This window comes from Pseudomonas entomophila (assembly GCF_013523125.1).
Lineage (GTDB): Bacteria > Pseudomonadota > Gammaproteobacteria > Pseudomonadales > Pseudomonadaceae > Aquipseudomonas > Aquipseudomonas entomophila_B.
Genome location: NZ_JAAMQJ010000082.1, coordinates 1 through 3303, shown reverse-complemented (window position 1 = coordinate 3303; position 3303 = coordinate 1). Strand labels below are relative to the sequence as shown.

2 protein-coding genes are annotated in these 3303 nt (G+C 65.8%); one reads left to right on the top strand and one right to left on the bottom strand.

Translation table 11 applies throughout. From position 1 onward, the window contains the following. The coding region (locus G7007_RS21575; RefSeq protein WP_181105111.1) for a PAS domain-containing protein at window positions 1–784 on the bottom strand (784 nt) is incomplete at its 3' end. Between the two features lie 210 nt (window positions 785–994). Here G7007_RS21575 and G7007_RS21570 point away from each other — a divergent pair. Continuing rightward, window positions 995–2620 (top strand): methyl-accepting chemotaxis protein, encoded by a 1626-nt coding sequence (locus tag G7007_RS21570; RefSeq protein ID WP_181105109.1) that lies wholly within the window; start codon window positions 995–997, stop codon window positions 2618–2620. The last annotated feature ends 683 nt before the right edge of the window (window positions 2621–3303 follow it).

Here is a 3303-nt window from a genome sequence, read left to right as displayed (position 1 = left end):
CCAGCAGCCGGCGGAACTGCGTCGACCACCAGAAGGGGTTCTTCGGGTTGACCGGATCGCCCGCGATCACTTCCATGTCCCACAGGCCATCGGAGAGCATTTCGCGCGCCAGCTCGAAGCGGGTGATGATCACCTCATGGGCCTGGTCGCGCTCCAGCTCATCATGGATGTCGCGCAGCGAGCCGGCCACCCGCAAGGGGGTGCCCCGGCTGTCGCGCAGGGTTTCGCCCTGGGCGTAGAACCAGCGGTAGCGGCCGTCCTTCATCGCCAGCCGGTTCTTGACCCGGTACGGCGTGGCGCCGGACTTGTCGTTCAGGTGCCGGGCGAAGGCGTCCAGGGTCGCCTGGCGGTCCTCGGGGTGCAGGCGGTCGGCCCAGCTGGCCAGCACGTTGGGGAAGTCGTTCTCGTCGCGAAAGCCCAATAGGTGCCGCAGCTGCTGTGACCACCAGAAGCGGTTCTTCGGGTTGACCGGGTCGCCCGCGATCACCTCCATGTCCCACAAGCCTTCGCTCGAGGCACGGTTGACCAGGTCGAAGCGGGTCTCGGACGCGGCGGCCGAGGCAGTCGCCTGTTCGAGCAGTTCCCGGGTCGCGCTCAGTTCGGTACGCAGGTGCGCTTCACGGGCCGCGCTGGCGTCAGCACGCTCGCTCAGCGCCTGCCAGGCGCCAAGCACCGTGCGCCACCCAGCCTTGCCTTGCCGCACGCGACCCTCTGGCCCGGGAAGGCCTTGCAAGACCTGCTGCAAAGCCTGTCGCTCATCACGGCTGCGAAACATTTGGAACATGTTCAAGACACTCATTCAAAGGACCAAGACAGCCGAATCCATGGCCCTGTGCCACTATCTATCGACTCGTATGGACCTCACTTGAATGCAAACGACTCGGCGCACGCGAAAAAAATCCGTGTGCCTGGGTCACGGAACGATGCCGATTTGCCATCATCGAACCCAAACGACAACGACCTGTACTGTCCGGCACCCGGAGGAAACCGCTTCATGCAATTCAGACACATCAAGGTGGGTAAGCGCGCAGCGCTGCTGTTCACGCTGATCGGCGTACTGGTGGCGCTGTTGGGCGCCGTGGCCCTGTACGAAACCCGCAAGATGGACAGTGCCAGTGCCGAGATCCGGACCATCTGGATGCCGGCCGTGCTGGCGCTGAGCGAGGTGAGCCGCGACGTGGGACGTGCCCGCGCACTGACCCTGCGCAGCATCCTCGAGGACCAGGCCGGCACCCGTGAAGCGACCCTGCGCCGCGTGGACGAGCTCAACCAAGGCCTGCAGAAGAACCTGTTCTTCTACGAAAGCACCATTCGGGATCCGGAAGACCGCGCCCTGTTCGAGGCCTTCATGGCGGCCAAGGCGCAGTACCAGGGGCAACAGGCCGATGTCAGCGAAGCGGTGCTGGCCAACCGTCTGGACAACGCCCGGCAGCTGGTCAACGGCCCATTGGCGCAAAGCACCGAGGCGACGATGACCGCCCTCACGGCGCTGATGACATACAACGGCAACGGTTCGGAGCGCGCCTCGGCCCGCAGCGCCGAGGCCGCCCATGAGACGTTCCTGCTGATCAGCCTGGTCCTGGGCGTGATCCTCGCCGTCCTGGCGGCCATCGCGGTCCTGCTCACCCGCAGCATCGTCACACCGCTGGCCGACGCCGTGGCGGTGGCCGAGCGCGTCGCCTCCGGCAACCTGACCCAGGCCATCACCGTGGAGGGACGGGACGAACCGGCCCTGCTGCTCGGCGCCCTGGCCCGCATGCAGGACAACCTGCGCGACACCATCCGCCAGATCGCGGCCTCTTCCGACCAACTGGCCTCGGCATCCGAGGAGCTGCACAGCGTGACCGAGGACACCAGCCGCGGTCTGCATCAGCAAAGCGCCGAGATCGACCAGGCCGCCACGGCGGTGAACCAGATGACGGCCGCGGTGGAAGAAGTGGCCAGCAACGCGGTCAGCACCGCCGATGCTTCCAAGGACGCCGACCAGACCACCCGCGACGGGCGCGACCGGGTCGACCAGGCGCTGGCGTCGATCCAGTCCTTGGTCGAGGACGTCACCGGCACCTCCCAGGACATCGAACAGCTGGCCAGCAGCGCCAACGAGATCAGCCGCGTGCTGGACGTGATCGGCGCCATCGCCGGGCAGACCAACCTGCTGGCGCTCAACGCGGCCATCGAAGCGGCGCGTGCCGGTGAGGCCGGTCGGGGGTTCGCGGTGGTGGCGGACGAAGTGCGTGCCCTGGCGCACCGCACCCAGCAGTCGACCCAGGAGATCGAACAGATGATCGCCGCCATCCAGTCCGGCACCACCCGTGCGGTCAGCGCCATGCACAACAGCCAAGGCCGGGCCACCGGGACCCTGGACATCGCCCAGGGCGCCGGCCAGGCGTTGCAGACCATCGCCGAAGCCATCGCCTCGATCAACCAGCGCAACCTGGTGATCGCCAGCGCCTCGGAAGAGCAGGCCCAGGTGGCACGCGAAGTGGACCGCAATCTGGTCAACATCCGCGACCTGTCGATGCAGACCTCGGCCGGCGCCAACCAGACCAGTGCCTCGGCCCAGGAATTGTCGCGGCTGGCGGTGGAGCTCAACGGCATGGTGGCGCGGTTTCAGGTGTGAGGACGGCAGGCATTGATGATTTGTGAAGCGCGCGGTGCCTGAAACAGGAAGCAGTGGGCGCTAGCTTGTCAGTGATAAGGCCGGGCTATGCGCCGCCTGCATCGCGGGCAAGCCCGCTCCCACAGGGGGCCAGTCATTGAGCCTATACCGGGTGGCTGCCTGGAATGAGGACCCAGTCATTAGGCTGAGACCGGCGCTGTCTGGAATGGGGACCAGTCATTGGGCCGATACCGAGTAGCTGTCTGGAATGGGAACCAGTCATTGGACCGATACCGAGCAGCTGTCTGGAATGGGGACCAGTCATTGGGCCAATACCGAGTAGCTGTCTGGAATAAGGGCCGGTGGGAGCGGGCTTGCCCGCGATGGCGGTGGATCCGATGCCGAGTTCTTCGGCAGGCAGACGGGGATGTTGCAGAGGCTTTTCCGCTGCTGGTCGGATATGGCACATGGGGAGGTCAGCGTGGCTGGTCTACGGGCCCTGCGGGCCCGATCGCGGCACAGGGGCCGCTCCTACACCCGTAGTCACGCCGCGGTTGAACAGGCGGTCGCGGTCCCCTGTAGATACCGTCTTGATCCTCACTTCGCAAGCGCGATCTGAGGGTCGAATGGTTTGTCGGATTTCACCACGCCATACACCAGGTGCAGCAGCTTGCGCATGGCCGCGCAGACGATCTGCTTGTACG